Annotated in this window: 23 protein-coding genes and 5 tRNA genes; 20 read left to right on the top strand and 8 right to left on the bottom strand. The window is 71.5% G+C overall.

All coding sequences use genetic code 11. From position 1 onward, the window contains the following. Window positions 1-149: 149 nt before the first annotated feature. Window positions 150-563: a roadblock/LC7 domain-containing protein gene (locus ACR68M_RS10140; RefSeq protein ID WP_057232378.1), complete on the bottom strand. Its 414-nt coding sequence runs from the start codon at window positions 561-563 to the stop codon at window positions 150-152. Window positions 564-573: 10 nt separating this feature from the next. Then, entirely contained in the window at window positions 574-4,173 is a 3,600-nt protein-coding gene (locus ACR68M_RS10135; RefSeq protein ID WP_441250110.1) for a sensor histidine kinase, read from the bottom strand. Window positions 4,174-4,823: 650 nt separating this feature from the next. Between ACR68M_RS10135 and ACR68M_RS10130 the strand changes: the two genes are divergently transcribed. The 8 genes from ACR68M_RS10130 to ACR68M_RS10095 all read left to right on the top strand — a co-directional run bounded on the left by ACR68M_RS10130 (window position 4,824) and on the right by ACR68M_RS10095 (window position 8,216). After that, a complete protein-coding gene (locus tag ACR68M_RS10130; RefSeq protein ID WP_441250109.1) occupies window positions 4,824-5,048 on the top strand; it encodes a hypothetical protein in 225 nt (74 codons plus the stop codon). Between the two features lie 128 nt (window positions 5,049-5,176). After that, complete coding sequence (locus ACR68M_RS10125) at window positions 5,177-5,977, top strand: fumarylacetoacetate hydrolase family protein (protein ID WP_441250108.1); 801 nt, start codon at window positions 5,177-5,179, stop codon at window positions 5,975-5,977. Then, window positions 5,970-7,484, top strand: a complete 1,515-nt coding sequence (gltX, locus tag ACR68M_RS10120; RefSeq protein ID WP_441250107.1) for a glutamate--tRNA ligase — start codon at window positions 5,970-5,972, stop codon at window positions 7,482-7,484. The genes ACR68M_RS10125 and gltX overlap by 8 nt, the downstream gene beginning before the upstream one ends. Before the next feature lie 188 nt (window positions 7,485-7,672). Then, window positions 7,673-7,744, top strand: a tRNA-Gln gene (locus tag ACR68M_RS10115). A gap of 30 nt (window positions 7,745-7,774) precedes the next feature. Then, window positions 7,775-7,847: transfer RNA gene (locus ACR68M_RS10110), tRNA-Glu, on the top strand. 22 nt (window positions 7,848-7,869) lie between these two features. Further along, a tRNA-Glu gene (locus tag ACR68M_RS10105) sits at window positions 7,870-7,945 on the top strand. A 72-nt stretch (window positions 7,946-8,017) separates the two neighbouring features. Then, window positions 8,018-8,093: transfer RNA gene (locus tag ACR68M_RS10100), tRNA-Glu, on the top strand. Window positions 8,094-8,141: 48 nt separating this feature from the next. Then, a tRNA-Gln gene (locus ACR68M_RS10095) sits at window positions 8,142-8,216 on the top strand. Between the two features lie 130 nt (window positions 8,217-8,346). On the opposite strand, the gene ndgR is transcribed toward ACR68M_RS10095, so the two are convergent. After that, on the bottom strand, window positions 8,347-9,060 hold the full coding sequence (ndgR, locus tag ACR68M_RS10090) for an IclR family transcriptional regulator NdgR (RefSeq protein ID WP_104818425.1): 714 nt from the start codon (window positions 9,058-9,060) through the stop codon (window positions 8,347-8,349). A gap of 227 nt (window positions 9,061-9,287) precedes the next feature. Here ndgR and leuC point away from each other — a divergent pair, with 227 nt between their 5' ends. The 4 genes from leuC (at window position 9,288) to ACR68M_RS10070 (ending at window position 12,726) form a co-directional block, all read left to right on the top strand. Further along, window positions 9,288-10,709, top strand: a complete 1,422-nt coding sequence (gene leuC / locus ACR68M_RS10085) for a 3-isopropylmalate dehydratase large subunit (protein WP_441250106.1) — start codon at window positions 9,288-9,290, stop codon at window positions 10,707-10,709. A 6-nt stretch (window positions 10,710-10,715) separates the two neighbouring features. Further along, complete coding sequence (leuD, locus tag ACR68M_RS10080; RefSeq protein ID WP_441250105.1) at window positions 10,716-11,312, top strand: 3-isopropylmalate dehydratase small subunit; 597 nt, start codon at window positions 10,716-10,718, stop codon at window positions 11,310-11,312. 228 nt (window positions 11,313-11,540) lie between these two features. After that, on the top strand, window positions 11,541-11,888 hold the full coding sequence (locus ACR68M_RS10075; RefSeq protein ID WP_441250104.1) for a hypothetical protein: 348 nt from the start codon (window positions 11,541-11,543) through the stop codon (window positions 11,886-11,888). 133 nt (window positions 11,889-12,021) lie between these two features. Then, window positions 12,022-12,726 carry an HU family DNA-binding protein gene (locus ACR68M_RS10070; protein WP_441250103.1) on the top strand — a complete coding sequence of 235 codons (705 nt, stop codon included), beginning with the start codon at window positions 12,022-12,024 and terminating at the stop codon, window positions 12,724-12,726. Between the two features lie 143 nt (window positions 12,727-12,869). Here ACR68M_RS10070 and ACR68M_RS10065 read toward each other — a convergent pair whose 3' ends face one another. Continuing rightward, complete coding sequence (locus tag ACR68M_RS10065) at window positions 12,870-13,676, bottom strand: GntR family transcriptional regulator (protein ID WP_441250102.1); 807 nt, start codon at window positions 13,674-13,676, stop codon at window positions 12,870-12,872. A 140-nt stretch (window positions 13,677-13,816) separates the two neighbouring features. Between ACR68M_RS10065 and ACR68M_RS10060 the strand changes: the two genes are divergently transcribed. Next, window positions 13,817-14,065 (top strand): hypothetical protein, encoded by a 249-nt coding sequence (locus ACR68M_RS10060; protein WP_441250101.1) that lies wholly within the window; start codon window positions 13,817-13,819, stop codon window positions 14,063-14,065. Next, the gene (locus ACR68M_RS10055) at window positions 14,062-14,340 is read left to right on the top strand and encodes a hypothetical protein (protein ID WP_441250100.1); all 279 of its coding nucleotides are present in this window, start codon (window positions 14,062-14,064) and stop codon (window positions 14,338-14,340) included. The genes ACR68M_RS10060 and ACR68M_RS10055 overlap by 4 nt, the downstream gene beginning before the upstream one ends. A gap of 4 nt (window positions 14,341-14,344) precedes the next feature. Here the strand turns inward: ACR68M_RS10055 and ACR68M_RS10050 are convergent, their stop codons facing one another. Both ACR68M_RS10050 and cofC read right to left on the bottom strand, forming a co-directional pair. Next, on the bottom strand, window positions 14,345-14,557 hold the full coding sequence (locus ACR68M_RS10050) for a hypothetical protein (protein ID WP_441250099.1): 213 nt from the start codon (window positions 14,555-14,557) through the stop codon (window positions 14,345-14,347). 54 nt (window positions 14,558-14,611) lie between these two features. Continuing rightward, a complete protein-coding gene (gene cofC / locus ACR68M_RS10045) occupies window positions 14,612-15,286 on the bottom strand; it encodes a 2-phospho-L-lactate guanylyltransferase (protein ID WP_441250098.1) in 675 nt (224 codons plus the stop codon). Window positions 15,287-15,464: 178 nt separating this feature from the next. Between cofC and ACR68M_RS10040 the strand changes: the two genes are divergently transcribed. The 3 genes from ACR68M_RS10040 to ACR68M_RS10030 all read left to right on the top strand — a co-directional run bounded on the left by ACR68M_RS10040 (window position 15,465) and on the right by ACR68M_RS10030 (window position 18,526). Then, window positions 15,465-16,289 carry a lysophospholipid acyltransferase family protein gene (locus ACR68M_RS10040; RefSeq protein WP_441250097.1) on the top strand — a complete coding sequence of 275 codons (825 nt, stop codon included), beginning with the start codon at window positions 15,465-15,467 and terminating at the stop codon, window positions 16,287-16,289. Between the two features lie 47 nt (window positions 16,290-16,336). Continuing rightward, window positions 16,337-17,287 carry an NAD(P)H-dependent glycerol-3-phosphate dehydrogenase gene (locus tag ACR68M_RS10035; protein WP_441251568.1) on the top strand — a complete coding sequence of 317 codons (951 nt, stop codon included), beginning with the start codon at window positions 16,337-16,339 and terminating at the stop codon, window positions 17,285-17,287. Between the two features lie 84 nt (window positions 17,288-17,371). After that, window positions 17,372-18,526 carry a D-alanine--D-alanine ligase family protein gene (locus tag ACR68M_RS10030; RefSeq protein ID WP_441250096.1) on the top strand — a complete coding sequence of 385 codons (1,155 nt, stop codon included), beginning with the start codon at window positions 17,372-17,374 and terminating at the stop codon, window positions 18,524-18,526. Window positions 18,527-18,562: 36 nt separating this feature from the next. On the opposite strand, the gene ACR68M_RS10025 is transcribed toward ACR68M_RS10030, so the two are convergent. Further along, window positions 18,563-19,069 carry a DUF3515 domain-containing protein gene (locus ACR68M_RS10025; RefSeq protein WP_441250095.1) on the bottom strand — a complete coding sequence of 169 codons (507 nt, stop codon included), beginning with the start codon at window positions 19,067-19,069 and terminating at the stop codon, window positions 18,563-18,565. Window positions 19,070-19,088: 19 nt separating this feature from the next. Beyond that, window positions 19,089-19,322, bottom strand: coding sequence for an Lrp/AsnC family transcriptional regulator (locus tag ACR68M_RS10020; protein ID WP_441250094.1), 234 nt, complete (start codon window positions 19,320-19,322; stop codon window positions 19,089-19,091). A gap of 196 nt (window positions 19,323-19,518) precedes the next feature. Between ACR68M_RS10020 and ACR68M_RS10015 the strand changes: the two genes are divergently transcribed. From ACR68M_RS10015 to thiD, 3 genes are all read left to right on the top strand, one after another. After that, window positions 19,519-20,487, top strand: coding sequence for a thiamine-phosphate kinase (locus ACR68M_RS10015; protein WP_441250093.1), 969 nt, complete (start codon window positions 19,519-19,521; stop codon window positions 20,485-20,487). Window positions 20,488-20,716: 229 nt separating this feature from the next. Further along, entirely contained in the window at window positions 20,717-21,742 is a 1,026-nt protein-coding gene (locus tag ACR68M_RS10010; RefSeq protein WP_441250092.1) for a 6-phosphofructokinase, read from the top strand. A 24-nt stretch (window positions 21,743-21,766) separates the two neighbouring features. Further along, on the top strand, window positions 21,767-22,564 hold the full coding sequence (thiD, locus tag ACR68M_RS10005) for a bifunctional hydroxymethylpyrimidine kinase/phosphomethylpyrimidine kinase (protein ID WP_441250091.1): 798 nt from the start codon (window positions 21,767-21,769) through the stop codon (window positions 22,562-22,564). The last annotated feature ends 22 nt before the right edge of the window (window positions 22,565-22,586 follow it).

Here is a 22,586-nt window from a genome sequence, read left to right as displayed (position 1 = left end):
TCCTCCTTGTGCTGCAGCCGTTCGCAGCCGGTTCCAGCTGGGGGTGTGCCAGCCGAGGCGGGTTCAGCCGCCCGGGGGCGACTGGAGACGGGGCGCCGGGTGGGACGGGATCACCCGGCGCTTACGGGTCGGCCGGAGCCGACGGATGGTCAGTGGAGCAGGCTGCCCTGGAGTTCTGCACGAAGTGCGGGGGTGAGGACGGCGCCTGCGCGGTCGACGAGGAGGGCCATTTCGTAGCCGACGAGTCCGATGTCGGAGTCGGGGGCGGCGAGGACGGCGAGGGAGGATCCGTCGCTGACGGCCATGAGGAAGAGGAAGCCGCGCTCCATTTCGACGACGGTCTGGTTGACGTCGCCGCCCTCGAAGATCCGGCTTGCGCCGGAGGTCAGGGAGGTGAGGCCGGAGGCGACGGCGGCGAGCTGGTCGGCGCGGTCGCGGGGGAAGCCCTCGGACATGGCCAAGAGAAGACCGTCGGCGGAGACCACCACTGTGTGGGACACCCCGGGGGTGTTGTCCACGAAATTGGTGATCAGCCAGTTCAGGTTCTGTGCGGCCTGGCTCATCTGACTCAACTCAACGCTCCTGGTGATCTGGGCCGAAACCGCCGTTGTCACGGGGCCGGCCGAAGCCGTCGAAGCGCTGCTGCGGCTGACCCTGCTGGTCGGCCCTGGCAGCCTGCTGCGTCGTTTCTGCACCGGTGTTGCCACCGGCTCCCGCGCCTGCCTGGCGACCCTGCTGGATGCCACGGCGCAGGTTGGTCAGCCGACCCCGGACCTCCTCAGGTGCCCGGGAGACCTGCGGACCGGTCAGCGGAGCGGCCTCGGCCGTCCCGGAGACCAGGTTGGCCTGCGGCGTACGCCGGGGGAGACCCGACATCGTGATCCCGTTGGTGGAGGGCTCACGGACCTGCTCGGCCCGGCGCCAGCGCTCGTCGTTGGCGGACAGCCGCCACGGAGCGTCGGCCGCCTGGCCGTCGGGACGCGGGCGCTCGCCCTGCGCGGGCTGCTGCGGCTGGGCGGGACGCTGCTGGGCCTGCTGGGGTGCCGGGCGGCCCTGCGGCTGCTCGGTGAAGCCCGGCGCCGTGGTGCCCGGACGCTGCGGCTGGTACGACCGGGCCCGCTCCTGCTCGTCCGCGGCGGACTGCTGCGGGCGGGCCTGGGCCCGCTCGGCGCCGCCACGGCTCCACTGGCTGTCCTCGGCGGGGCCGGTCGGCAGTGCCATCGGCTGCTGCGGGGCCTGCTGCGGCGGCGTCTGCCGGGTGGGCATCTGCTGCTGCGGGGCCTGCGGCTGCTGGACGCCCGGGTTGGGCATGGCCGGCAGCACCGGCTCGACCAGACCGAGACCGAGCGGGTCACGGGGGTCGATCTCGCTCGCCTCGAAACGCGGGCGGGCGAAGGGCATGGTGCTCTCGACCGGCGCCGCGGGCGGGGTCGCCGGCCGGCCCTGCTGGGCCTGCGGCAACTCCTGGGCGTACGGCTGGTGCTGGGCGGGCGCGTCCTGCGGGTTGCGGGCCGGACGGCGCTGGCCGGGGCCCTGACCCTGGCCGGGCATCTGCTGGCCCGGCCGCTGCTGCGGCTGGCCGAAGCCCTGCGGGGCCTGGCCGGGCGGACCGGCGGGCGGCTGCTCGGCGCGGCTGTGCTGCGGGCGCTCCTGGCCGGGGCGGGTCGGCAGCCCCTGACCCGGACCCTGCTGGCCGGGGCCCTGCTGGCTCGGACCCTGCTGACCCGGGCCCTGCTGACCCGGGCCCTGCTGCTGGCGGCCACGGCGCGGCAGGCCGCCGCCGGGGCCGGCCGGTGCGCCGGAGGCGCCGGGCACCCGCCGGGGCGGCAGCCCGTTCTGGCCGTTCTGGGTGGGCTGGCTGTTCTGCGCGGGCTGGCCGGGCTGCATCGGCTGGTTGGCCTGGCCGCCCGGGTTCTCGCGCAGCGACTGACCGGCCTCGCGGGTCGGCAGGCCGCCGCCCGGCGCACCGGTCGGACGGCCGCCACGGCCGCCCTGCGGGGCCTGGCCCTGGCCGAGCTGCGGACGGGGGCCGCCGCCGAGGGCGCCGGCGGGGCCGCCCTGCTGGCCACGCTGCGGCAGCGCCTGCTCGGCGTTGCCGGCCCGCACCTGCTGGCGCGGGGTCGGTCCGGCGCCACGCTGCTGCTTGGCCTGTGCGGGGCCGGGGCGAGCGGCACCACGGCGCTCGGCCGAGGTGGTGACGTCGAGCGGGAGCATGACGAGCGCGGTGGTGCCGCCCGAGTCGCTGGGGCGCAGCTGGATGCGGATGCCGTGTCGCAGCGACAGGCGGCCGACCACGAAGAGGCCCATCCGGCGGGAGACGGAGACGTCGACCGTCGGCGGGTTGGCGAGCCGCTCGTTGATGTCCGCGAGGTCGTCGGGGCTGAGGCCGATGCCGGTGTCGTGGATCTCGATCAGCACCCGGCCGTCGGGCAGCGCGTGCCCGGTGACGCGGACGCGGGTCTGCGGGCTGGAGAACGAGGTCGCGTTCTCCAGCAGCTCGGCCAGCAGGTGGACGAGGTCGTTGACGACGCGGCCGGCGACCTCGGTCGACGGCACCGAGGCCAGCTCGATGCGCTCGTACTGCTCCACCTCGGAGGCGGCGGCACGGAGCACGTCGACCAGCGGGACGGGGCGGGTCCACCGGCGGCCCGGGTCCTCGCCGGCGAGGACGAGGAGGTTTTCGCCGTTGCGGCGCATACGGGTCGCGAGGTGGTCGAGCTTGAAGAGGTTGGCGAGCTGGTCCGGGTCGGCCTCGCGGCTCTCCAGTTCGGAGATCAGCGAGAGCTGACGCTGGATCAGGCCCTGGCTACGGCGCGAGAGGTTGGTGAACATCGCGTTGATGTTGCCTCGGAGCAGGGCCTGCTCGGCGGCGAGGCGGACGGCCTCGCTGTGCACCATGTCGAAGGCGTGCGCCACGTGGCCGATCTCGTCCGCCGAGTCGACGCCGACGGGTTCGACGGTGACGTCGACGTCGTGCGGGTCGCTCTCGGAGAGCGTCTTGACCAGCTCGGGCAGCCGCCGCTCGGCGACGTCCTCGGCGGCGGTCTGCAGACGCGTCAGCGAGCGCACCATCGAGCGGGCCACCAGGGCGGCGCCGGCGATGGCGACGATGAGCACGACGGCGATCAGCGCGCCGTTGATCAGCGCCTCGGTGTCGGCGTCGGACTGCAGCTGGCCGGCCTTGCCGTCGAGCGTCTCCAGCAGGCTGGTCTCGATCGTCCGCTCGCCGTTGATCTTCGCGGAGGCGGCGTCGTACCAGTCCTTGTAGCTGCGGGGCTCGGCCTGGTGGATGCCGTTCGACGCCAGCACGGTCTTGGAGTACCGGTCGGCGTCGGTGATGACCTGGCTGTAGCTGAGCCGGGAGCGCAGCGCCTTGGCCTCGCCGTCACCGTAGATGGCGTTGAAGTTGAGGAGCGCGTTGTCCTCGGAGACGCCGAGCCGGACACCGAAGGTCTCGTCCGAGTCGTTCATGTCGGGCGCGGGCAGCCGGGCGAGCGCGGCGCTGATCAGCGCGCGCTGCATCGAGGCGTTCTCCTTGGCGAGCGAGAACTGCTGGAGGGCGCGGGTGATCCGGACCAGCTCGGTGCTGTTCGACGCGATCGCGATGTCCTGCGAGACACCCAGCAGGTCCTTGATGATCACGTCGTAGTTCGTGATCGTGGCCTGGATGTTGTCATGCGCCTTGTACGCGCTGCTACGCGCGTCGGCCAGCTGGTTGAGGTCCTTGCGGACCTGCAGCAGCAGCGCCTTGCCACCGGCGAGGTCGAGCTCGTCGAAGTTCTCGGAGCTCGCGGTGAAGGCCTTGCTGAACTGGTCGGTCTTCTTCTGCGCGTTCACCACGTCGTCGAGCTGGTTGCTCGACTGGGTGAGCGGGCCGGCGCTGATGTCGCGCTCGGTCTGCAGCGCGTCCGCCAGGTCGGTGGCCTTCTTGGCGAGGTCGGCGAGCCCGGTCATCTGGGCCAGCTGCTTGGAGTTCTGCAGCGAGGTCTGGACGCGCAGCCCACCGAGGACGAGGGCGACCACCACGGGGAGCAGCAGCAGCGCGATCAGACGGGTCCGAATCCGCCAGTTCTTCATGGCGAACCGGCTGAGACCGGTGGCCCGGCGTCGGTTCAGCGTGCCGCGCAGGCGGGAGCGACCGCTGCGCTTCTCGGGCTGCTCAGCGTTCTCCACGGTGTCCCGCTCGGCGGAGGCACCGGGTGCCTGCTCTCCGGGGCCCGTGATCGGCGTTGCCTGGTGGGGGCCTGGCGCGGGCTTAACCGACTCCGGGTCACCCACGGCGCCGCTGCCCCTCTTGAAACGTCCCTGCACTGGCGTCGCAACCTCTGGACCGGGCGCCCCTACCCGCTTGACGCGGATGGAGCGGTGTCGAGTTTTTCCGTGGCATTCCAGCACAGCGGGAGAAGTCCAACAAGGGGCGTTACCCGTCGGTGTCCTGGGCTACCGAGCGCGTGCATGACCTTACGGACTGTGCGGTAGCCCCGCAGAAATACGGCCCTTTTCGGACACTCGCCTGATACATGCCAACTGGACCATGCGTGCGGAAGAGTCGCAGACCTTCCTGAATGTCCGGAAAGCGGTATATGCCGGAGTTTTCTGACACTGTGAAATGTCCCGACATGGGCGAATTCTCAGCCAATTTGTGAGCAAAATCACAGCTGAATGTATAGCCTTGATCACGGCGCCTGTGGAAAGAGATCCCTAATCTGGCAGGTACGGTGCACAGGCGCGGGGCGGAGCCTCTTCATGCCTGCCCCCGAACAGCCCCGAACACTCCCGTCGATTCGGCCGAATCGGCACCGATCCCCAAGGTGTGACTCCTCATGTCCCAGCCGGCTCAGCAGGCCACGCAGTCGACGCTCATTCCTCGCCCCACGGCGAACCCGCGGCGTACGACGCTGGCCTCGATCGAGGACTTCAGCCGGCTGCCGGGCGCCCTCGCCTCGCAGGAGCCCGTCGAGTACGCCACCCAGCTCCCCGGCAACACCGCGAACCCGCGCCGGACGATCCTGATGGTCGCCCCGGCGCCCCGCACCCCCCAGGACTGACGCGCACCGCTCGGCCCGAGGCCGCTCGGCCTTGCTCGAACCGGCACGCAGCAGCCCACGCGATAGCCTGGGTGGCGTTCGAGCAGGGCCCGGCGCGGCCGGAGCCCACTGACCGAGAGGCTCCCCAAGTGCGCATTGCCAGGTTCTCCGTCAAAGAGGGGAGCCCTGCCGCCGGCAGCGTCTCCTTCGGCGTGGTCGAGGGCGATCCCTCCCAGCCCGACTCCCTGGTGGTGCACGCGCTCGCGGGCCACCCGATCGTCTCGCTGCAGCTCAGCGGCGAGAGCTACCGGATGCAGGACATCCGCCTGCTCTCCCCGATCCTGCCCAACAAGATCGTCGCGGCCGGGCGCAACTACGCCGCCCACGCGGCCGAGCTGGGCAACGAGGTCCCCGACGTCCCGCTGACGTTCTTCAAGCCCTCCACCGCCGTGATCGGCCCCACCGAGTCCATCGCGTACCCGCCGTTCTCCTCGGACGTGTCGTTCGAGGGCGAGCTGGCCGTGGTCATCGGCCGGATGGGCCGCGAGGTGCCGCTGGAGCGCGTCCCCGAGATCATCTTCGGCTACACCTGCGCCAACGACGTCACCGCGCGCGACATCCAGCAGCGCGAGGGCCAGTGGGCCCGCGCCAAGGGCTTCGACACCTCCTGCCCGCTCGGCCCGTGGATCGAGACCGAGCTCGACCCGAGCGACCTGGCGATCACCACGACGCTCAACGGCGAGCTCAAGCAGGCCGGCCGGACGTCCCTGATGGTCCGTTCGATCGCCGAGCTGATCGTGCACATCTCCGAGGCGATGACCCTGCTCCCGGGCGACGTCATCCTCACCGGCACCCCGGCGGGTGTCGGCCCCCTGAACGTCGGCGACGAGGTCGCCGTCTCCATCGAAGGCATCGGCACTCTCACCAACAAGGTGATCAAGCGTGGTTAACACCTCTGCTGACCTGGACCCGACGGTCCGCGTCCGCTTCTGTCCCTCCCCGACCGGCAACCCGCACGTCGGCCTCGTCCGGACGGCCCTCTTCAACTGGGCCTTCGCCCGCCACCACGGCGGCAAGCTCGTCTTCCGGATCGAGGACACCGACGCGGCCCGCGACTCCGAGGACTCGTACCACCAGCTGCTCGACGCCATGCGCTGGCTGGGCTTCGACTGGGACGAGGGCCCCGAGGTCGGCGGCCCGCACGAGCCGTACCGGCAGTCGCAGCGGATGAGCACCTACGCCGACGTCGCGGCGAAGCTGCACGAGGCCGGTCACGCGTACCACTGCTACTGCTCGACCGAGGAGCTGGACGCCCGCCGCGAGGCGGCTCGCGCCGCCGGCAAGCCCTCCGGCTACGACGGCCACTGCCGCGAGCTGACGGGCGAGCAGGTCGCCGTGTACGAGCAGGAGGGCCGCAAGCCGATCCTGCGCTTCCGGATGCCCGACGAGACGATCGTCTTCGACGACCTCGTCCGGGGGAAGCTCAGCTTCGAGCCCAAGGACGTGCCCGACTACGGCATCGTCCGGGCCAACGGCGCCCCGCTCTACACCCTGGTCAACCCGGTGGACGACGCCCTGATGGGCATCACCCACGTGCTGCGCGGCGAGGACCTGCTCTCCTCCACCCCGCGTCAGGTCGCCCTCTACGCGGCGCTCGCGCAGATCGGTGTCGGCAACGGCACCACCCCGCGCTTCGGCCACCTGCCGTACGTGATGGGCGAGGGCAACAAGAAGCTCTCCAAGCGTGACCCGCAGGCCTCGCTCAACCTCTACCGCGAGCGCGGCTTTATCCCCGAGGGCCTGCTCAACTACCTTGCGCTGCTGGGCTGGTCGCTCTCCGAGGACCAGGACCGCTTCTCGATGGCCGAGCTGGTCGCCGCCTTCGACATCTCGAAGGTCAACGCCAACCCGGCCCGCTTCGACCTGAAGAAGTGCGAGGCGATCAACGCCGAGCACCTGCGCGCGCTGAGCCCGGAGGACTTCTGCCGCCGCCTGGTGCCGTACCTCCAGGCCCCCGGCCTGCTCCCGGCGGAGCCGACGGCCGAGCAGCTCGACCTGCTCGCCAAGGTGGCGCCGCTCACCCAGGAGCGGATGGTCGTGCTGAGCGAGATCGTCGCGATGGCCGGCTTCCTCTTCGTCGACCCGGCCGACTTCCAGGTCGACCCGGACGACGCGGCCAAGGCCCTGGGCGCCGACTCCCGCCCGGTGCTGGAGGCCAGCATCACGGCCCTGACCGAGCTCGCGGACTTCACCCCCGAGCCGATCCAGGCCGCGCTGCGCGAGGCCCTGGTGGACGGCCTGGGCATCAAGCCCAAGTTCGCTTTCACCCCGCTGCGGGTCGCCGTGACCGGCCGTCGGGTCTCCCCGCCGCTGTTCGAGTCGATGGAGCTGCTCGGCCGCGAGGAGACGCTGCGCCGCCTGACGGCCGCTCTGGAGCTCGTCCCGGCGTCCTCCTGAGCCTCTCCCCGGGCGGTCGGACGGCCGTCCGGGGAGGCCCCGGCGCTTATCGATTTTGGAGCGGGGCCCGGCGTCGGGTAATGTTCTTTCTGCGCCGCCCGGGAGGGAACGGCGAGGGACCAGAAACCTCGTCAGCACAGACCGGTCGGAGCAAGCACCGAGCAAGGCCCGCAGGGGTTGAACTCTGGTGGGGTATGGTGTAATTGGCAGCACGAGTGATTCTGGTTCATTTAGTCTAGGTTCGAGTCCTGGTACCCCAGCGCAGTACAGTGTTCCACTGAGCAGTACAAGCCCCCGTTGTGTAGCGGCCTAGCACGCTGCCCTCTCACGGCAGTAGCGCCGGTTCGAATCCGGTCGGGGGTACGCAACAACTGAAGAAGATCAAGCCCCCGTTGTGTAGCGGCCTAGCACGCTGCCCTCTCACGGCAGTAGCGCCGGTTCGAATCCGGTCGGGGGTACCAGATCCTTTCCACTGTCACCATCCGGATGTGTTCGCAACCCCGGAGGCGACGAAGCTCAGGATCACCAAGTTTGCCCCCGTTGTGTAGCGGCCTAGCACGCTGCCCTCTCACGGCAGTAGCGCCGGTTCGAATCCGGTCGGGGGTACCAAGGCACGAAGGCCGGTGGGTTCTCGGACTCACTGGCCCAGTGCTTTGTTGGGGTATGGTGTAATTGGCAGCACGAGTGATTCTGGTTCATTTAGTCTAGGTTCGAGTCCTGGTACCCCAGCCAGTAGGTAGAAGCCCCGGTCCCCGGGGCTTTTTGCATTTCCCGGCGAATCTCCGCGAAGCCCGGCGAAAAAGCCAGAAACGTAGGACGGCCCGCCCCGGAATTCCGGGGCGGGCCTTCTGGTGATTTGGTCTCAGCCGCGGCGGAGGGCCTCGGTGAGGCGGTTGGCGGCCTCGATGATGGCCTGGGCGTGCATCCGGCCCGGGTGGCGGGTCAGACGCTCGATCGGGCCGGAGACGGAGACGGCGGCCACCACGCGGTTGGAGGGGCCGCGGACGGGCGCGGAGACGGACGCGACGCCCGGCTCCCGCTCGCCGATCGACTGGGCCCAGCCACGGCGCCGTACGCCGCTCAGGGCGGTGGCGGTGAAGCGGGCGCCCTGGAGGCCCCGGTGGAGGCGCTCGGGCTCCTCCCAGGCCAGCAGGACCTGGGCGGCGGAGCCGGCCTTCATCGGCAGGGTGGAGCCGACCGGGACGGTGTCCCGCAGGCCGGAGAGGCGCTCGGCGGCGGCGACGCAGATGCGCATCTCGCCCTGCCGGCGGTAGAGCTGTGCGCTCTCGCCGGTGACATCGCGCAGATGGGTCAGGACGGGGCCCGCGGTGGCGAGCAGCCTGTCCTCGCCGGCTGCGGCGGAGAGCTCGGAGAGTCGGGGGCCGAGGATGAACCGGCCCTGCATGTCCCTGGTGACCAGGCGGTGGTGTTCGAGTGCGACGGCGAGTCGGTGGGCCGTGGGCCGCGCCAGACCGGTGGCGGCGACCAGCCCCGCCAACGTGGCGGGGCCCGACTCCAGTGCGCTCAGCACCAGAGCGGCCTTGTCGAGAACGCCGACGCCGCTAGAGTTGTCCATGCGCTGATACTGCAGTCTCATTCCGCGAGACGCAAGTTCAATCTTCCGGGAAAAGCGCCACTCTGGATGAAGCAGCCCGGGAGACACCCAGGATGGGGCACTCAACCAGTGTCCACATTATGGACACGATCCGGCGTTGCAGGCTTCCCGTAGCGGCCCTCAACCCGGGCGCTCGGGGCCTCGACCACACGAGAAGGCCGGCAGAGCGGCCGGCTGGAGGGAATCCGATGGGACGGACACTGGCGGAGAAGGTCTGGGACGACCACGTCGTCCGGCGCGCCGAGGGCGAGCCCGACCTGCTCTACATCGACCTGCACCTGCTGCACGAGGTGACCAGCCCGCAGGCGTTCGACGGCCTCCGGCTGGCGGGCCGACCGGTCCGCCGGACCGATCTCACGATCGCGACCGAGGACCACAACACCCCCACCCTCGACATCGACAAGCCCATCGCCGACCCGGTCTCCCGGGTGCAGCTGGAGACGCTCCGCAGGAACGCCGCCGAGTTCGGCGTCCGCATCCACTCGCTGGGCGACGTCGAGCAGGGCGTCGTGCACGTGGTCGGCCCGCAGCTCGGCCTGACCCAGCCCGGCACCACCGTGGTCTGTGGCGACTCTCACACCTCCACCCACGGCGCGTTCGGCGCCCTGGCGTTCGGCATCGGCACCAGCCAGGTCGAGCACGTGCTGGCGACCCAGACGCTGCCGCTGGCGCCTTTCAAGACGATGGCCATCACCGTCGAGGGCGAGCTGGGCGAGGGCGTCACCGCCAAGGACCTGATCCTGGCGATCATCGCGAAGATCGGCACCGGCGGCGGCCAGGGCTACGTCCTGGAGTACCGCGGCTCGGCGATCCGCGGCCTCTCGATGGAGGCCCGGATGACCGTCTGCAACATGTCCATCGAGGCAGGCGCCCGCGCCGGCATGATCGCCCCGGACCGGACCACCTTCGACTACCTGCAGGGCCGCCCGCACGCCCCCCAGGGCGAGGACTGGGACGCCGCCGTCGCGTACTGGGAGACCCTCGGCACCGACGAGGACGCCGTCTTCGACCACGAGATCTTCATCGACGCGAGCGAGCTGACGCCGTTCGTCACCTGGGGCACCAACCCCGGCCAGGGCGCGCCGCTCGGCGCCTCCGTCCCGGACCCGGCCTCCTTCGCCGACCCGCAGGAGCGGATCGCCGCCGAGAACGCGCTCAAGTACATGGGCCTGGTGGCCGGTACGCCGCTGCGCGAGGTCGCCGTCGACGCGGTCTTCGTCGGCTCCTGCACCAACGGGCGGATCGAGGACCTGCGGGCCGCCGCCGCGATCGTCGAGGGCCGCAAGGTCGCCGACGGCGTGCGGATGCTGGTCGTCCCCGGCTCCGTCCGGGTCGCCCTGCAGGCGATCGAGGAGGGCCTGGACAAGGTCTTCACCGCCGCGGGCGCCGAATGGCGGCACGCGGGCTGCTCGATGTGCCTGGGCATGAACCCGGACCAGCTGGCCCCGGGCGAGCGCTGCGCCTCCACCTCGAACCGCAACTTCGAGGGCCGGCAGGGCAAGGGGGGCCGCACCCACCTGGTGTCCCCTCAGGTCGCCGCCGCCACCGCCGTGCTGGGCCGTCTGGCCTCCCCGTCCGACCTGTCCGCCGACGCCGCTGTGGAGGTCTGAGCAGCCATGGAGAAGTTCACCACGCACACCGGTCGGGCCGTCCCGCTGCGCCGCAGCAATGTCGACACCGACCAGATCATCCCGGCCCACTGGCTGAAGAAGGTCACCCGATCCGGGTTCGAGGACGGCCTGTTCGAGGCCTGGCGCAAGGACGAGTCCTTCGTCCTGAACCAGCCCGAGCGCGCGGGCGCCAGCGTCCTGGTGACGGGCCCGGAGTTCGGCACCGGCTCCTCGCGCGAGCACGCGGTCTGGGCGCTCCAGAACTACGGTTTCGCGACCGTCATCTCCTCGCGTTTCGCGGACATCTTCCGTGGTAACTCGTTGAAGAACGGCCTGCTGACCGTGCTGCTGCCGCAGGAGACGGTCGAGCAGCTGTGGGCGCTGACCGAGGCCGACCCGACGGCGGAGATCACCGTCGACCTGGAGGCCCGCGAGGTGCGCGCGGAAGGCATCACGGCCTCCTTCGAGCTGGACGACAACGTCCGTTGGCGGCTGCTGAACGGTCTCGACGACATCAGCATCACGCTCCAGAACGAGCCGGACATCGCGGCATTCGAGGCGACCCGCCCGAGCTTCAAGCCCCGTACCCAGCCGGTGGCCTGAGTAGCCACTTTCTGACGGACCGCCGGATGGCCCGCCTCCCTTCGGGGGGGCGGGCCATCCGGCTGTTCCTGCTACCGGATCAACGGGAGTTCAGGGCTTGAGTTCGGGCCGGAGATCACCCTGAGTTCGCGCCTGAGTTCGGTCGGCGGGTGCCCGGATACCCGCTTCGATTTGTGCTGCACCCGGGGCGTGCGCAGCGCAACTCCGCACAGATGGCACAATCGTTGCATGCACCGGCACCTTGAACCTCCGTACGCGGGCGGCGAACCCGCGTCGTCGGAGGGGACGGCCGGGACTACCGAGAGTCGAATTGACGATCGGCCGGACGACGACGCCTCACATGCCGAGGAGCCGGACGAGTCGGAAGTCGCAGCGCGTTACGCGCTGGTGGCAGAGCGGTTGAAGCAGGCCCACGCTCGCGTATCCGCGCTGGACGTGTCGGCAGAGGCAAAGACCGCTCTCACCCGTCAACTGTTGATCGTCACGGAGACCGCCAAGCGTGATCTCCCGGAGGCGGCCCGGCGGTTGAGTCGCTTTGTGCGAGACCTCGACGAGGGGCGTCCGCCCGTCCGCTGAGGTCGCAGACGCGCAAATCCATTGCGACACTAGGGTGATTCGCGCGTTTGGTAATTGAAAGTCCGCAGATACATACCTAACGTGCGAAATGAACGGATGGAATCATCCGGCGCCCGTTTCCGAAGGGGAAGACGTGAACAAGGCTCAGCTTGTCGAAGCGGTGGCCGAGCAGCTGGGCGGTCGCAAGGCTGCCGCAGAGGCCGTCGACGCAGTGCTCGACACCATGGTGCGTGCCGTTGTGGCAGGTGACCGGGTGTCGGTCACCGGCTTCGGCACCTTCGAGAAGGTGGAGCGCTCCGCGCGCTTCGCCCGCAACCCGCAGACCGGCGAGAAGGTCAAGGTCAAGAAGACCTCGGTGCCTCGCTTCCGTCCCGGCCAGGGTTTCAAGGACCTGGTCAGCGGCAGCAAGAAGCTGCCGAAGGAGGGCCCCTCGGTGAAGAAGGCCCCCAAGGGCTCGCTCACCCCGGGCAAGAGCGGCACCACCGCTGCCGTCAAGCGCGCTGCCACCAAGCGCTCGGCTGCCGCTGCCGCGGCTCCGGCCGCCGCCAAGAAGACGGCCGCGAAGACGACCGTCGCCAAGAAGACCACCGCCACCGCCGCGAAGAAGACCACGGCGGTCAAGAAGGCGGTGGCGGTCAAGAAGACCACCGCTGCCAGCCCGGCGGTCAAGAAGGCCACCACCGCGAAGAAGGCCACGGCGGTCAAGAAGACCACCGCCGCTGCCCCGGCCGCCAAGAAGGCGACCCCCGCGAAGAAGGCCACCGCGGTCAAGAAGACCGCACCGGCGAAGAAGACGGCCACGCGCAAGACCACCGCGCGCAAGTCGACCGCCAAGTAAGGGCCGATCGGCCCCTGCTCGACGGCTTCCAGCCGACGGCCGGTCAACCGGCCGTGAGCCGTGGCGGCTCGCATCCCGGGACTTTCTCCAGTCCCCAGGTGCGAGCCGCCACGGCTCTTTTGCGTCCGCGTCAGGGCGGGTTGTCAGGGCACGTCGTCAGGGCGCGTCGGCGGCGCGTCGGCGGCAGGTCGGACCGGCTCGACGGGGAGTTCGTAGTGGATCTCCCAACGGGAGTCCGGAATGACGAAGTCGGCGGTTTCCACCGGGCGCCCGTCCGCGTCGAAATACGTCCGTTCGATCAGTGTCACCAGATCGTTCGACGCGATCCCGAGCAACAGGGCGTACTCCGAACCGGCCCGCGCCGGGCGCGGACGCTCGACCGCGCGCTCCACCGTGATTCCGATCGCCGCCATGCGCTCCACCACACCCCGACCGGCGAGCGGACCCATCTCTGGCATCACCACCGGGGAGCGGTCGGTGAGGGCCTGTGGCTCCCAGCTGTAGGCGAGGTGCACGGGCTTGCCGTCGACCAGGAATTCGTACGACGTGTGCACCGTCGGGTCGCCCGGCGCGATTCCGAGCCGGTCGGCGATCTCCGGCGGGGCCGGCACGCCCGAGCCGCTCTCCGTCACCCAGTTGCCGGACGAACCGGAGACCCGGAAGTCGGCCCGGAACTGCGGGGTGCTGAGCAGGCCGAGGTGGCGCGAACGGACCATCCGGCGGCGCTCGGGCGGGGTCTGGACGAAGGTGCCCGAGCCCGCGACGCCGAACAGCAGGCCCTCGGTGATCAGCTGCTCCATCGCGCGCTGCACCACGTTGGGCCCGACCTCCAGCTCGTCGCCGAGCTTGGCGCGGGACGGCAGTCTCTCGCCGACCCGCCACTCGCCGTCGGCGATGCGCTGGCGCAGCACGTCGGCGATCCGCAGGTACGGAGGCTCTTTTGAGCGCATCTGGCTCTCCCGGCGGCAGGCACGATCCCTGCCGGGTGGGCAGGGCGGGTGATTCAGCGTTGACAATCTAATGCATCAGGTGGAATCTAATGACTTAGCTTTACGTTCCGTGATCGGCCGCTCGCGGGGAGAGTCGTTGCGTGCGAACCACCAGGGTGTTTGACGTCGCGAACCGGCTGGCCAGGGCCACCGGCACGCGGGCCCGCATCCGCCTCCGCCCCGGCGGGGGCTACCTGGTGGAGCTGAGCCTCCCCCCGGGGATGAGCGCCGATGCCCAACTGGCAGTGCTCACCGTACTGGCCGACGCGGATCGCTTCGGGCATCACTACACCGACACGGCCCAGCGCGTCTGGGCCGAGTTCGACGAGGAGCGGGAGAAGCACCCTTGAGCACCCCCAAGCCCGGCAGGCAGGTCACGGTCTCCATCGAGGACATCACCGCCCCAGCCACCTTCAGCCATCTCCCCGACGCCCTGACCGCCCTCTGGGAGGCCCTGCGGGTCCTCCCGCTCGGGTGGACGCAGTACGACGCCTACCGGTACTTCTTCGGGCCCGGAGCCGTGGAGCGCGTCGAGGCCTTCCTCGACCGCAACGGCGAACTCACCCTCAGTTTCGCCATGGCGGGCCGCCACCACACCGTCCGGGTCACGGACGGGGCGGCCTGACGCCTCAGCTGTCGGGGAAGGTCGCCAGGGTGACGAGGACGATGCGGCGGGCGTCGCCCTCGCCCTCGGTGCGGATCCGGACGCGCTGCCCGGCCCGCAGCAGGCGGAGGCCGCCCGCGTCGAAGGCTGCAGCGTCGAACGGGACGGGCGTGCCGTCGTCGAGCAGCACGGAGCCCGCGCGGGTGTCGGGGTCGAATGTGTACGCGGTGGCCTGCATACCCAGCAGCATAGCGAGCGGGCCCGGCGCGGCGGCCGCCCGCCGGATACCCCGTCAGACCAGGGCGGCGGCCACGGCGGCCGTGTGCGGGCCGACCCCGAGGCGGAGGGCCTCGGCGAGGTCGTCGCCGGTGTCCACGTCGCGGCGGACGGACGGCACGTCCGCGCGGTCGATCTCGTACGCGCCGCCCGCCGCGTGCCGGGCCCGTGACCCGGCGCCGAAGGACGGCCCCAGCCGGTGCCCGGGGGAGCAGGCGAGCAGGGTGGTGCCGAGCCCGGGGGAGTCGGCCAGGAAGGCCCGCCCGGCCGCCGACGCGGCGGTCAGGGCGCGGGCCAGCTCGGCGGGCCGCAGGGCGGGCAGGTCGGCGGAGAGGGCCGCCAGGGGGGAGCGCGGGGCCAGCCGCCGCGCCCGCTCCGCGCCGTGCGCCAGTGCCGGGTTGAGGCCGCCGCCGGGCTCGTCCGTGACCACCTCCGCGCCGAGCCGGGCCAACTGCGCGGCCGCGTCGCCGTCCTGGGTCACCACCAGGACGCGGGCCACCAGCGGGCAGGACAGCACGGCCGTGACGGTGTCCAGCGCGAAGGCCAGCGCCAGCTCGGGCCGCCGCAGCCCCGCGTACGGGCCCAGGCGGCTCTTGGCCAGGGCGAGCGGCTTCAGCGGCAGCACCAGCGACCACCCGGCGCGCGGAGCGGGCGAGCCGGGCTCGGCGGGGCGTACGGTGTCCTCGGTCATCGGCGCCATTGTGGCGCCGGGGCCCGAGCCCTCGCCAATCGGCTCGGCGGGGCCGGCGTGCGATTGATCACTTGCACGGCGGGCCTCCCGGTCGGTCGCTCGACAGCCGGTGACGGCACGGGCGAGACTGACTGACCTGCGGCACCCCCTGTGCCGCACCGGATGAGGAGGAGCTGGGGTGGCCCGCCGCTCGAACGCCAGGTTCGGCAACGCCGACTACGGGATCTGGTACCGCTTCGCGGCCGTGTTGGTGAAGCCGGTGACGACCGCCCTCGCGAAGCCCGACTGGCACGGCTGGGAGCATCTGCCGGAGCAGGGCGGCTTCCTGGCGGTGGTGAACCACAACTCCATCATCGACCCGGTCTTCTACGCGCACTGGCAGTACAACAGCGGGCGGCCGCCGCGGATACTGGGCAAGTCCTCGCTGTTCTCCGTGCCGTTCATCGGCTTCATGCTGCGCAAGACCGGCCAGATCCCGGTCTTCCGGGACTCGACCGACGCCGCGCACGCCTTCCGCGCCGCGATCTCCGCGATCGAGCAGGGCGAGTGCGTGCAGTTCTACCCCGAGGGCACTCTCACCCGTGACCCGGATCTCTGGCCGATGACCGGCAAGAGCGGCGCCGCCCGCGTCGCGCTGATGACGGGCGCACCCGTCATCCCCGTCGCGCACTGGGGCGCGCACGAGATCGTGCCGCCGTACGGGCGCGGGGGGAAGGGCAAGTTCAACCTCTTCCCCCGGCACAAGGTGACGGTCGCGGCCGGGCCCCCGGTCGACCTGAGCAGGTACCAGGGCCAGGAGCTGACCGCCCAGGTGCTCCGGGACGCCACCGAGGACATCATGGCGGCGATCACCGAGGTGCTGGCCGGCATCCGCGGCGAGCAGGCGCCCGCCGAGCGCTACGACATGCGGCTGGCCTCCCGCGACCGCGCCGAGGCGGCCGCCGCCAAGGGCGACCGGGCCGCGAGTGCTGTGGAGAAGAACGACGAGGAGAACACCAAGTGACCCGCTGCGCCGTCTTCGGAACGGGTTCCTGGGGGACCGCCTTCGCGATGATCCTGGCGGACGCCGGCTGCGAGGTGACCCTCTGGGGGCGCCGCAAGGAGCTGGTGGACGCGATCGACGTGAGCCACGTCAACCCCGACTACCTGCCGCACCTGACGCTGCCCGCGAGCATCCGGGCGACCAGCGACCCGGCCACCGCCCTGGCGGGCGCCGACTTCGCCGTGCTGGTGGTGCCCTCGCAGACGCTGCGGGAGAACCTCGCCGAGTGGGCGCCGCTGATCGACCCGAAGACGGTGCTGGTCAGCCTGATGAAGGGCATCGAGATCGGCACGGCCAAGCGGATGAGCGAGGTCATCCAGGAGGTCGCCGGTGTCGGCCCGGAGCGGGTCGCGGTGGTCAGCGGCCCGAACCTGGCCCCGGAGATCGCCAACCGCCAGCCCGCCGCGTCCGTCGTCGCCTGCACCGACGAGCAGGTCGCCAAGCGCTTCCAGGCGGCCTGCCACACCCCGTACTTCCGCCCGTACACCAACACCGACGTGGTGGGCTGCGAACTGGGCGGCGCCGTCAAGAACGTGATCGGCCTGGCGGTCGGCATGGCGGACGGCATGGGCCTGGGCGACAACACCAAGGCGACGCTGATCACCCGTGGGCTGGCCGAGACGATGCGGCTCGGGCTGGCGCTCGGCGCCGACCCGGTCACCTTCGCCGGGCTGGCCGGGATGGGCGACCTGGTGGCGACCTGCTCCTCGCCGCTCTCCCGCAACCACACCTTCGGCACCAACCTCGGCCGGGGCATGTCCCTGGAGGAGACCATCGCGGCCACCAAGCAGACCGCCGAGGGCGTCAAGTCCTGCGCCTCGGTGCTCGATCTGGCCCGGCGCAACGGCGTCGAGATGCCGATCGTCGAGGCCGTCGTGGACGTCGTGCACCACGGGCGGCCCACCCAGGAGGCGCTGGCCACCCTGATGGCCCGCTCCGCGAAGCCGGAGCGCCGCTGACGATCGATGGGCGAGCACTGTTACGACGTGACACAGCGAGGGCTACCTCCGTCGAAACAGTCGCACGGTAGTCTCGAACGCGATATGAGCATCGAACAGACCTCCCCGAACCCGGGCGCTTCGGGCGCCGCCAAGCCGCGCGTCGCGATCGTCTTCGGCGGTCGCAGCTCCGAGCACGGCATCTCGGTCTCCACGGCCGCGAGCGTGCTCGCCGCGATCGACCGCAGCAAGTACGAGGTGCTGCCGATCGGCATCACCCACGAGGGCCGCTGGGCGCTGGTCAGCGACGAGCCCGCCCGGATGGGCATCACCGACGGCAGGCTGCCGGACGTCTCGCAGATCGCCGAGTCCACCGAGGGCCAGGTCACGCTGCCCGGCAGCCCCGCCAGCCGCGAGGTGGTCTGGAGCGAGCCCGGCGCCGCGCCCAAGGCCCTCGGCGAGGTCGACGTGGTGCTGCCGCTGCTGCACGGCCCCTGGGGCGAGGACGGCACCATCCAGGGCCTCCTGGAGCTCTCCGGCGTGCCGTACGTCGGCTCGGGCGTGCTGGCCAGCGCGGTGGGCATGGACAAGGAGTTCACCAAGCGCATCCTGGAGTCGCACGGCCTCGGTGTCGGCTCGTACACCGTCGTCCGCCCGCGCGAGTGGGAGACCGAGGAGGGCCGCGGCGCCGTCCGCGAGCGGGTCGCCGCGCTGGGCCTGCCGATCTTCGTCAAGCCCTGCCGGGCCGGCTCCAGCATGGGCATCACCAAGGTCAAGGACCTCGTCGACCTCGACTCCGCGATCGCCGAGGCCCGTCGGCACGACCCCAAGGTGATCATCGAGCGCGGGGTCGAGGGCCGGGAGCTCGAGTGCGGCGTGCTCGACACCGAGGACGGCCCCCGGGCCAGCCTGCCCGCCGAGGTGCTGGTCGGCGGCGGCTACGAGTTCTACGACTTCGAGGCCAAGTACATCGACTCCTCCGAGGTGCAGATCCCCGCGCGGCTGACGGAGGCCGAGACGGCCGAGATCCGCCGTCAGGCCGTCCTCGCCTTCGAGGCGCTGGGCTGCGAGGGCCTGGCCCGGGTCGACTTCTTCCTGCTCCCCGACGGCAGCTGGATGGTCAACGAGATCAACACCATGCCCGGCTTCACCCCCATCTCGGCCTACCCCAAGATGTGGGAGGCCACCGGCCTGCCGTACGCGGATCTGGTCGACCGCCTGCTCCAGGCGGCGCTCGGCCGCTCCACCGGCCTGCGCTGACACCCCCGCTCCCCGGGGGCCGGCCGGTCGAGCCGGCTACAGGCCCTCGGGGATCGTCGCCTTGATCGCGTCGGTCAGCGAGCTGAGCGGGTCGACGTAGTTGGGGTAGGCGCCCTTCGGCACGGTGACCTCGACGTAGGCCCTGCGGAGCGTGGTGACGAAGCGGTAGCCGCCGTCGCCGTCCGAACTCATGCCGAACTGCACGTCGTTGACGTTGGGCGCGGAGTCGAGCGGGTGGTCGTCCAGGTACCCCGGCCGGTCCAGACCGCACCGCAGGACGGTACGCGGCGAACTGCCCCAGGCCGCCGTGTACGGCGAGGCGGGGGAGGGGTCACTGCGCCGGTGCCCGAGCACCTCGCCGGGCAGCGCCCGGTCGAGGGCCTGGCAGAGCACCGCCGCGCCGGAGGCCGGCGACGGCGGGGCGATCTCCCCCGGCCCGGTCCAACCACCGACGAGAAGCCCGGCACTCCCGAGCAGCACGAGCGGCGGAGTCGCCCACCGGACCGGAGCGGGCAGGGCACGCAGTGCACGGAAACGGGTCATGCGCCGATGGTAGCGACGCTTACAGGTGCACCACCGGACAGGTGAGAGTACGGGTGATGCCCTCGACCTGCTGGACCTTGGCGACGACGAGACGTCCCAGGTCGTCGACGGTCTCGGCCTCGGCGCGCACGATCACGTCGTACGGACCGGTGACGTCCTCGGCCTGTAGGACGCCGTCGATCTTCGCGATGGACTGGGCCACGGCAGTGGCCTTGCCCACCTCGGTCTGGATCAGGATGTATGCGTGTACCACGAGGACCTCCAGCGGCTGGGGTTCGGAGATCGCCGCCGGGTGGGCCCAGGGAGGCGGCGCCGACCGGCAGACTGATCACAACGCTACCGCGCGGGGAGCCCAGGAGGGGAGACCCGTGCGTACCCGGGGGGCGTACGCTGCGCGCGAGGGGCACGCGGAGCCAGCCGGTGACCGAAGAGTGGAGAGAGGACGGCACATGCAGGGGACCGTGGGCGAGCTCGGCGAGTTCGGGCTCATCCGGGAGCTGACGGCGAGGCTGCCGCTGACCCCGGCCGTCGAGCTCGGTCCGGGTGACGACGCGGCTGTGGTCAAGGCGCCCGACGGCCGGGTGGTCGCCACCACCGACGTGCTGATCGAGGGCCGGCACTTCCGCCGCGACTGGTCGACGGCGTACGACGTCGGCCGCAAGTCCGCCGCCCAGAACCTCGCCGACGTCGCCGCGATGGGCGCCGTGCCGACCGCCATACTGCTCGGCCTGGTCGCCCCCGCCGATCTGCCGACCACCTGGGCGACCGAGCTGATGGACGGCCTGCGGGACGAGTGCCAGGTCGCCGGGGCCGCCGTGGTCGGCGGCGACGTCGTCCGCGGCGACACCATCACGCTCGCGATCACCGCGCTCGGCGACCTCCAGGGGCGCAAGCCGGTGGTGCGCTCCGGTGCCCAGGTCGGCGACGTCGTCGCCGTGACGGGCTGGCTGGGCTGGTCGGCCGCCGGGCTCACCGTCCTCTCCCGGGGCTTCCGCTCGCCGCGCGCCTTCGTCGAGGCGCACCGCCGCCCCGAGCCGCCGTACCACGCCGGCCCCGCCGGGGCCGAGCTCGGCGCCACCGCGATGATCGACGTCAGCGACGGCTTGGTGGCCGACCTCGGGCACGTCGCCAAGGCCAGCGCCGTCGACATCGACCTGCGGGCGGCGGACTTCGACGTCCCCGCGCAGATGGCCGACATCGGCCAGGCCGTCGGCGTCGACCCGCTGGTCTGGGTGCTCTCCGGCGGCGAGGACCACGCGATCGTCGCGACCTTCCCCAACTCCGTGCAGCTGCCCGCCCGCTGGCGCGTCGTCGGCCGGGTCACCCGGCAGGCGAGCCCCGGCCGGGGCGGCCAGGTCACCGTCGACGGCGCCCCCTGGGACCGCGCCGGCGGCTGGGACCACTTCGCAGCGGAGTAGCCCCCTTCGGGCAACTGGTCGGCACCCAGGGGCGCGAGGAACTGCGCGAAATCGGAAGCGACGGGCCAGTATCTTCCGCCCTCGCGCAGTTCCTCGCGCCCCTGACTCCGTACGTGGCGAGGAGCGGGGTTTCAGCAGGCCCGACCGCGTAGTCTTGCGCATGGCGGTCCGGGCCGGTTTGTCCGGTCTGTCCGGCCCCATCTACCCGGAGCGGGAGCACCCAGCCACCATGCGTATCGGCGTCCTGACCAGCGGCGGAGACTGCCCCGGCCTCAACGCGGTGATCCGCTCGGTGGTGCACCGCGGCACCGACGTCCACGGCGACGAGATCATCGGGATCGAGGACGGCTTCCTCGGCCTGATCGAGGGCCGGGCCCGCCCGGTCTCGCACGACGACGTCACCGGCCTGCTCACCCTGGGCGGCACCATCCTCGGCTCCGCCCGGGTGCAGCGCGACCGGATCAACTGGGCCGTGGACAACGCCGACCGGCTCGCCCGCGACATCGGCATCGACGCCCTGATCGCGATCGGCGGCGAGGGCACCCTGACGGCCGCGAAGATGTTCAGCGACGCCGGGCTGCCCGTGGTCGGCGTACCGAAGACCATCGACAACGACATCGACGCCACCGACGTGACCTTCGGCTTCGACACCGCCGTGCACGTCGCCACCGAGGCGATCGACCGGCTGAAGACCACCGCCGAGTCGCACCAGCGGGTGATGGTCGTCGAGCTGATGGGCCGCCACACCGGCTGGATCACGCTGACCGCCGGGATGGCCGGCGGAGCGCACGGCATCCTCATCCCGGAGAAGCCCTTCGACATCGAGGCCGTCGCCCGGATGATCGAGGAGCGCTTCCAGCGCGGCAAGAAGTTCGCCATCATCGCCGTCGCGGAGGGCGCCAGGCCCGCCCCCGGCACGCTCCGCTTCGACCACGGCGAGGTCGACCAGTACGGCCACCAGACCTTCGGCGGCATCGGCAACCGGCTGGCCGCCGAGCTGGAGGGCCTGCTCGGCAAGGAGGCGCGCCCGGTCATCCTCGGTCACACCCAGCGCGGCGGCACCCCGACCGCCTCCGACCGGGTGCTGGCCACCCGCTTCGGCTGGCACGCCGTCGAGGCCGTCCACAAGGGCGCCTTCGGCCACTTCACCGCGCTGCGCGGCACCGAGATCCAGCTCGTGCCCGTTGCCGAGGCCGTCACCCAGCTGAAGACCGTCCCCGAGGACCGCTGGGCGGAGTCCGAGGCAGTGCTCTGAGCGGCTCCCGGTAGGTTGGGCCCCATGGTTTCGACAGCCCCTCCCCGCGTACTGACCGTCGCCGGCTCGGACTCCGGCGGCGGCGCCGGCATCCAGGCCGACCTCAAGGCGATGCTCGCCCTCGGGGTCCACGGCATGAGTGTGATCACCGCCGTCACGGCGCAGAACTCGCTCGGGGTGCAGGGGTACTGGGAGCTGCCCGCCGAAGCCGTCCGGGCGCAGTTCCGCAGCGTCGTCGACGACATCGGCGTGCAGGCGGTCAAGACCGGGATGCTGGCCTCGATCGAGCTGGTCGAGACCGTCTCCGAGCTGCTCGCGGGCGTCGACGCGCCCGTCGTGGTCGACCCGGTCGGGGTCTCCAAGCACGGCGACGCGCTGCTCGCCGCCGAGGCCGTCGCGACCGTCCGCGAGCGGCTGCTGCCGGTCGCGACCCTCGCCACGCCCAACCTGCACGAGGTGACGCAGCTCACCGGCATCACCGTCACCGAGGAGCGCGACATGCGGCCCGCCGCCGAGGCCCTGCTCGCGCTCGGCCCGCGCTGGGTGCTGGTCAAGGGCGGCCACCTGGAGGGCGAGGCCGCCGACCTGCTGGTCGGCCAGGACGGCGTCGAGCACTGGTACCGAGCCCCCCGCCACGACAACCGCCACACCCACGGCACCGGCTGCACCCTCGCCAGCTCGATCGCCGCCGGCCTCGCCAAGGGCCAGGCCGTGCCGGAGGCCGTCGCGGCCGCCAAGGAGTACGTCACCGGCGCGATCCGGGCCGGCTTCCCGCTCGGCGCCGGCATCGGCCCGGTCGACCACGCCTGGCGCATCCGCTGAGCGGGCAGCCGGAGAAGAAGTA

Source organism: Kitasatospora sp. McL0602, from assembly GCF_052076145.1.
Taxonomy (GTDB): Bacteria; Actinomycetota; Actinomycetes; order Streptomycetales; family Streptomycetaceae; genus Kitasatospora.
Note: the sequence above shows the minus strand (reverse complement) of the source record. Positions and strands in the feature narration are given on the sequence as shown.

Coding starts and splice junctions, on each gene's coding strand:
- ACR68M_RS10140 (WP_057232378.1), bottom strand. CDS start 563: ATGAGCCAGGCCGCACAGAACCTGAACTGGCTGATCACCAATTTCGTG.
- ACR68M_RS10130 (WP_441250109.1), top strand. CDS start 4,824: ATGTCCCAGCCGGCTCAGCAGGCCACGCAGTCGACGCTCATTCCTCGC.
- ndgR (WP_104818425.1), bottom strand. CDS start 9,060: ATGGACAACTCTAGCGGCGTCGGCGTTCTCGACAAGGCCGCTCTGGTG.
- leuC (WP_441250106.1), top strand. CDS start 9,288: ATGGGACGGACACTGGCGGAGAAGGTCTGGGACGACCACGTCGTCCGG.
- leuD (WP_441250105.1), top strand. CDS start 10,716: ATGGAGAAGTTCACCACGCACACCGGTCGGGCCGTCCCGCTGCGCCGC.
- ACR68M_RS10075 (WP_441250104.1), top strand. CDS start 11,541: ATGCACCGGCACCTTGAACCTCCGTACGCGGGCGGCGAACCCGCGTCG.
- ACR68M_RS10065 (WP_441250102.1), bottom strand. CDS start 13,676: ATGCGCTCAAAAGAGCCTCCGTACCTGCGGATCGCCGACGTGCTGCGC.
- ACR68M_RS10050 (WP_441250099.1), bottom strand. CDS start 14,557: ATGCAGGCCACCGCGTACACATTCGACCCCGACACCCGCGCGGGCTCC.
- cofC (WP_441250098.1), bottom strand. CDS start 15,286: ATGACCGAGGACACCGTACGCCCCGCCGAGCCCGGCTCGCCCGCTCCG.
- ACR68M_RS10035 (WP_441251568.1), top strand. CDS start 16,337: ATGATCCTGGCGGACGCCGGCTGCGAGGTGACCCTCTGGGGGCGCCGC.
- ACR68M_RS10030 (WP_441250096.1), top strand. CDS start 17,372: ATGAGCATCGAACAGACCTCCCCGAACCCGGGCGCTTCGGGCGCCGCC.
- ACR68M_RS10025 (WP_441250095.1), bottom strand. CDS start 19,069: ATGACCCGTTTCCGTGCACTGCGTGCCCTGCCCGCTCCGGTCCGGTGG.
- ACR68M_RS10015 (WP_441250093.1), top strand. CDS start 19,519: ATGCAGGGGACCGTGGGCGAGCTCGGCGAGTTCGGGCTCATCCGGGAG.
- ACR68M_RS10010 (WP_441250092.1), top strand. CDS start 20,717: ATGCGTATCGGCGTCCTGACCAGCGGCGGAGACTGCCCCGGCCTCAAC.
- thiD (WP_441250091.1), top strand. CDS start 21,767: ATGGTTTCGACAGCCCCTCCCCGCGTACTGACCGTCGCCGGCTCGGAC.